The following is a 5,653-nucleotide window of genomic DNA, read 5'->3' on the forward strand; positions in this document are numbered from 1 at the left end:
AGCGGGAGCACGCTCCCCCACCACGGGTTTGGTGTTCGGATTTCAACTGGCATGCACCCCTTATTCCTCGCCGAGATAATTCTGTATGCCGATCGCCAGACCCGCGCTGCTTGTTCGATCCACCATCGTCGTTGCGCTGGCGGCGTTTGCCAGCGGTTGCAGCAGCACGCCACCGGCAACACCGGGCAGCTGCGCGAATATGCCCTATGCCGTGCATGATCCGGCGGAACCGGTGAACCGCGGCATTTTCGCCTTCAACCGCACCGTGGACGACTACGCCCTGGCCCCCATCGCCCGTGGCTATCGCAAACTGCCAGAGATGTTCCAGAGCGGCGTGCACAACTTCGTCGCCAACTTCGGCGAGCCCAAGGTCTTCATCAACGATTTGCTGCAAGGCAACGGCGAGCGTTCGGTCACGACCCTGGGCCGTTTCGTCATCAACACCACGGTGGGCATCGTCGGGCTGATCGACGTGTCGGGCAAGATGGGCATCGCCCGTCACGAGTCCGACTTCGGCCAGACCTTCGGCGTCTGGAACATCGCCCCGGGGCCGATCGTCGAGCTGCCACTGTTCGGCACTGGCAACCTGAGGGACGCAACCGGCAAGGTGGTGAGCTTCGCGGTGGACCCGTTCGGCAGCAACAGCGATACCGTCGAAACCCTGGGCACGATCAAGACCGTCGGCGGCGTTGTCGATGGTCGCGCCGAGGCGCTACCGCTCACCGATAAACTGCAGACCCAGGCCGATTACTACGTGGCGCTGCGCGACGCGGTCGCACAACGGCGCGCCGATTTTGTCGCCGACGGGAAACTCGGTGCCGTCCAGGACGACCCGCAATGTAAGGAACAGGGCGCCGGAGATGAATAGCCAGGCGCTGGTCCTGCATCGTCGGGTGAAAACGCTTGATCAAGGTGCGTTGCATTGCCGCGAAGTCGAGTTGCGGCTCGCCGAGGATGGCCGGCATGTGCTGCTCAGCCGCTACGTCGAATGGTACGACCCCGAGCAAGCCGGCCTGTGCGCCACCCAGCACTATCGCGTGCCGCTGGCGAGCATGATCCGGTGGATGATCAATAACGGCGAACGAGGGGAGGGCCACTGACGGCGGGTTCAATAATGGCCGTTTGCCGCCCGCGCAGCCCTGAAACATTTTTACATACTCTTGATAAATTAGAGTTGTACGATGTCGTACGAAATATGGTCGACTGTGTCCGTTCTCACAAAAAAAATAACGGAGACTCCATCCATGTCGAGCATACCTTCCGTCGAAGGGCAGGCTGCAGCCCCCGCGCAAAGCCGCTTTGTACGATTGTTGAAGCTACTAGGCCCGGGCATCATCGCGGTTCTTTCCTGGCTGGGCGCAGGCGACCTCATCACCTCTTCCGTGGCCGGTGCCAACTACGGCTACGCCATGATGTGGGTGCTGGCGGTGTCTCTGCTGCTGCGCTACCTGATCGTCAACATCATCGCGCGCTTCCAGCTCTGCAATAACCAGGGCATGACCATCCTGCAGGGCTACGCACAACTCAATCCGTTCTTTGCCTGGTTCCTGCTGGTGTATGCGCTGCTCATGGGGCACTTGATGAATGCCTACATGATCAAGGGCGCCGGCGAGGCCTTGGCGATGCTGCTCAAGACCGATTATCCGCTGCTCTGTTCGGTGGCGGTGGTGTTGGCGGTATGGATGCTGGTCGGGCGCAATATCTATTCGATGATCGAAGGCGTGATGAAGGCGCTGTTGGCGATCATGACGCTGGCGTTCCTGGCCCTGGCGGTGATGTCCGGCCCGGATGTCGCCGGTATCGTCAAAGGCACCATCGGCTTCAGCATTCCGCCGGATGAAGGCGTACACGGTGCGCTGCTGGTGGCGGTCTCGGTGATCGGCGCGGTGGCGGGTTCCATCGCCAACTTCGTTCATCCCTATGTCATGCGCCAGAAGGGCTGGGTCGGTCCTGAGCACAAGCGCATCCAGCGCAACGACCTGCTGTTCGCGGTGTTTGTCGGGATCATTATCAACCTGGCGATCTGGATCGTCGGCGCGGAAATCCTGCGGCCCAACGGCATCGAAGTCAAAACCCTGGGCGACCTGGGCAAGGCCCTGGAAATCTTCTTTGGCCCGATTGGCTGGTATGTGTTCTTCATCGGTGTCTTCGCCACGCTGTTCGCCAGCATTTCCGGCAAGACCACGGCGTTCCCGATGCTCATCACCGACGCCTTCCAGCACGTACGCCCCGAGCGTCGCGAGCGCTATGGCAAAGAGTTCCACCGTGACCCGATGCACAAATGGTTCATGCTGTTCATCCTGGTGACGCCGCTGATCTGGTCGTTGCCCGGCATGCCGGACTTCGTGACCCTGACCATCGGTGTCAACGCCCTGAACATCATCGGCTTGCCGGTGATCTCCCTGGGCCTGTTGATCATGTCCAACCAGAAGTCGCTGCTGAGCAAGGAATACCGCAACAATCTGTTCGAGAACATCGCGCTGGTGTTTGCCACCGGGCTGGCGTTGTGGGTCGCGTTCCAGCTGGGCGTCGATCTGTTTACCTGAGGCCTGCTCATTCAGCTCTGGAGGGGCTGCTAGACTTCATGGTCCAGCCCCTTTCGGAGAATCCGGATGAACAACAAGAACAGGATCTGTCTCTGGTATGACGGCACCGCTCAGGAAGCTGCGCAGTTCTACGCGGACACCTTTCCCGACAGTGCGGTGAACGCCATCCATCATGCGCCCGGCGACTACCCGGCGGGCCAGGAGGGTGACGTGCTCACCGTGGATTTCACCGTGATCGGCATCCCCTGTATCGGTTTGAACGGCGGGGCGATGTTCCAGCACAACGAAGCGTTTTCTTTCCAGGTGGCCACCGATGACCAGGCCGAAACCGACCGTTTGTGGAACGCGATCATCGACAACGGCGGCCAGGCGAGCGCCTGCGGATGGTGCAAGGACAAGTGGGGCGTGTCGTGGCAGATCAGCCCGCGGGTGCTGCTCGAAGCGGTCACCAGTTCCGACAAAGCCGCCGCCAGGCGCGCCTTCGAAGCCATGATGAACATGACCCGGATCGATATCGCGGCGATTGAGGCGGCGGTGAGGGGCTGACGGCGGCACAGCTTGCAGAGGTGTTGGATGTACCGCCGCCTTCGCGAGCAGGCTCGCTCCCACATTGGGTTTGGGTGTGACTTCGATTTTCCGATAACCCCATTCCTTGTGGGAGCGAGCCTGCTCGCGAAAGCGGCAGCAGAGCTGACACCAAAGTCAGCTCCCGGTGGTTTCCGGCAACCGGGCAATCACCTTGATCTCGAACTGAAAACCATACAGCCACGTCACACCCACCGCCGTCAGCGTCGGGTGCGGCGCGTTGCCCCAGAATTCCGGCACGACGCTCCAGACTCGCTCGAATATCGACTGCGGATCGACCATGAAGACCGTCACGTCAACCACATCGTCAAAGCTGCAATCGGCAGCCGCCAGGATTGCCTTCAGATTGTTGAACGCACGCCGGACCTGATCCTCCAGGTGCGGCTCCGGTGAACCGTCCTCGGTACTGCCGACCTGCCCGGAGACGAACAGGAAACCATTGGAACGAATCGCCGGCGAGTAACGGTTGCGCTCGTAGAGAGCCTGGCGGCCGGGCGGGAAAACAACGTCGCGCTGTGTCATGGGTGTCTCCATCAAATGAGCCGCAAGCGGCGGGAAATCTTCGATGAAGTCACTTTAGGGGCTTGTGTCCAGGCGATAAACGAGCAACCTTGGCGATCACTGTTTGTAGAATCCAAACAATCAGAGGCACCCATGGATCGTTTCGATGCGATGCAGGCGTTCGTACGTGTCGTGGAGGCGGGCAGCTTCACCAAGGCCGCCGAGACCCTGCACATGAGCAAGACCACCGTGACCCAGCTGGTACAGCAGCTGGAGGCGCGGCTGCGCGTCAGGCTGCTCAACCGCACCACCCGCAAGGTCAATGTCACCGCGGACGGCGCGGTTTTCTACGAGCGGGCGATGCGCCTGCTGGCTGATCTGGACGACGCCGAAACCAGCCTGTCCACTGCCCAGGCGCTGCCTCGTGGACGGTTGCGGGTGGACGTGCCGAGTCCGCTGGCCGCAATGATCCTGGTCCCGGCATTGCCGGGTTTCTTTCAGCGATACCCGGACATCCAGATCGACTTGGGCGTCAGCGATCGCATCGTCGACATGCTCGACGAAAACGTCGATTGCGTGGTGCGCGGCGGTGAACTGACAGATCAGTCGCTGATTGCCCGGCGCGTCGGCGACCTGGCCCTGGGCGTCTTTGCGGCGCCGAGTTACCTGGCGCGCGAGGGCACCCCCATTCATCCCCGGGAACTGGAGGATTCTGCGCACCGCATCGTCGGTTTCCTGTGGGCGCGCACCGGCAAGGCCCTGCCTTATGCCATGCACAAGGATGACGAATACCTTCATATCAAGGGCCGTCATGTGCTCGCCGTCGACGATGGCAACGCTTACCTCGCAGCTGGCCTGGCGGGGCTGGGCGTGTTGTGGCTGCCCCAGTACATGTCCCGCCCCCACGAGGCGCAAGGCGCGCTGGTGCCGCTGTTCGAAGGCTGGCGCCTGGAGTCGATGCCGCTTTACGTGGCTTACCCGCCGAACCGGCACATCAGCGCGAAACTGCGGGTATTCATCGACTGGGTGGTGGAGTTGATGGCGCAACATGCGCCTATTATTGATCGGCCTGTGTCATGAAAACTCTCTCGAATGCAGAGGAGATCGACGATGGACCGATTCACTGGCGGTTGCCTGTGCGGCAACGTGCGCATTGAAGCTTCGGGGCGCCCCTACCGGGTTGGCCTGTGCCACTGCCTGGATTGCCGCAAGCACCATGGCGCACTGTTTTTCGCCGCCGCCGTGTTCCCCGAGGACGCGGTGACCGTCAGCGGCGAAACCCGGGATTATGCCGGACGTTTTTTCTGCCCCCACTGCGGCTCGTCCGTCTTCGCCCGCAGCGGCGACGAGGTCGAAGTCAACCTGGGTACACTGGATGCGCCCGACCAACTGATGCCCACCTACGAAAGCTGGACCGCACGCCGCGAATCCTGGTTGCCAGCGTTTCCACTCTCACGGCGCTATGAACATGATCGCGAGGGTACGGGGCGGTTTGAGGGGTAGGGTGCGAACCAGAACCTTGGTCTCCCGGTGCGGTCCTCCAAATACGCCCTGGTAACCGAGGACACGGACATGGACCTGGCCGAGCAATACCGCAATTACATCGACTGCCTGAATGACCGTCGCTGGCAGGAGCTGGGGAGCTTTGTCGACGATAGCGTGCAATACAACGGCAAGCCGGTGGGCCTGGCGGGCTATCGGGCGATGCTGGAGAACGACGTGAGGACCATTGCGGACTTGCGTTTTAATATCGATCTGTTGGTGGTCGAACCGCCGAATGTCGCGGCCCGGCTGCTGTTCGATTGCTCGCCGCGCGGCCTGTTTCTCGGGCTTGAGACCGATGGCCGGCGGATTCGCTTTGCCGAGAATGTGTTCTACGCCTTCGATGGCGGAAAAATCGTTCGCGTGTGGTCGGTCATCGACAAGGCTGCGGTGGAGGCGGCGCTCCAACGTCAAAGCCCTTCCGGAGAAGGGCTTTGAGCACAAATGCATGATTGAGTGGATGAATGTGGGAGCGAGCC

General features: G+C 61.3%; 8 protein-coding genes. 7 read left to right on the forward strand and 1 reads right to left on the reverse strand.

The window, feature by feature from the left end:
• Window positions 1–85: 85 nt before the first annotated feature.
• From ACE04F_RS09435 to ACE04F_RS09450, 4 genes are all read left to right on the forward strand, one after another.
• Entirely contained in the window at window positions 86–868 is a 783-nt protein-coding gene (locus tag ACE04F_RS09435; protein WP_486106148.1) for an MlaA family lipoprotein, read from the forward strand.
• A complete protein-coding gene (locus tag ACE04F_RS09440; RefSeq protein ID WP_434603833.1) occupies window positions 861–1,100 on the forward strand; it encodes a hypothetical protein in 240 nt (79 codons plus the stop codon). The genes ACE04F_RS09435 and ACE04F_RS09440 overlap by 8 nt, the downstream gene beginning before the upstream one ends.
• Before the next feature lie 144 nt (window positions 1,101–1,244).
• Window positions 1,245–2,546 carry an Nramp family divalent metal transporter gene (locus ACE04F_RS09445; protein WP_434652732.1) on the forward strand — a complete coding sequence of 434 codons (1,302 nt, stop codon included), beginning with the start codon at window positions 1,245–1,247 and terminating at the stop codon, window positions 2,544–2,546.
• Between the two features lie 66 nt (window positions 2,547–2,612).
• A complete protein-coding gene (locus tag ACE04F_RS09450) occupies window positions 2,613–3,092 on the forward strand; it encodes a VOC family protein (protein ID WP_486106151.1) in 480 nt (159 codons plus the stop codon).
• Between the two features lie 156 nt (window positions 3,093–3,248).
• On the opposite strand, the gene ACE04F_RS09455 is transcribed toward ACE04F_RS09450, so the two are convergent.
• The gene (locus ACE04F_RS09455; RefSeq protein WP_305495457.1) at window positions 3,249–3,653 is read right to left on the reverse strand and encodes a RidA family protein; all 405 of its coding nucleotides are present in this window, start codon (window positions 3,651–3,653) and stop codon (window positions 3,249–3,251) included.
• 132 nt (window positions 3,654–3,785) lie between these two features.
• On the opposite strand from ACE04F_RS09455, the gene ACE04F_RS09460 reads away from it, so the two are divergent.
• From ACE04F_RS09460 to ACE04F_RS09470, 3 genes are all read left to right on the forward strand, one after another.
• Window positions 3,786–4,712: a LysR family transcriptional regulator gene (locus ACE04F_RS09460; RefSeq protein ID WP_486106153.1), complete on the forward strand. Its 927-nt coding sequence runs from the start codon at window positions 3,786–3,788 to the stop codon at window positions 4,710–4,712.
• 30 nt (window positions 4,713–4,742) lie between these two features.
• Window positions 4,743–5,135, forward strand: a complete 393-nt coding sequence (locus ACE04F_RS09465; RefSeq protein ID WP_486106155.1) for a GFA family protein — start codon at window positions 4,743–4,745, stop codon at window positions 5,133–5,135.
• 69 nt (window positions 5,136–5,204) lie between these two features.
• Window positions 5,205–5,612, forward strand: a complete 408-nt coding sequence (locus ACE04F_RS09470; protein ID WP_486106163.1) for an ester cyclase — start codon at window positions 5,205–5,207, stop codon at window positions 5,610–5,612.
• Window positions 5,613–5,653: the final 41 nt, after the last annotated feature.

The sequence above is a fragment of the Pseudomonas sp. AGC41 genome, assembly GCF_057334555.1.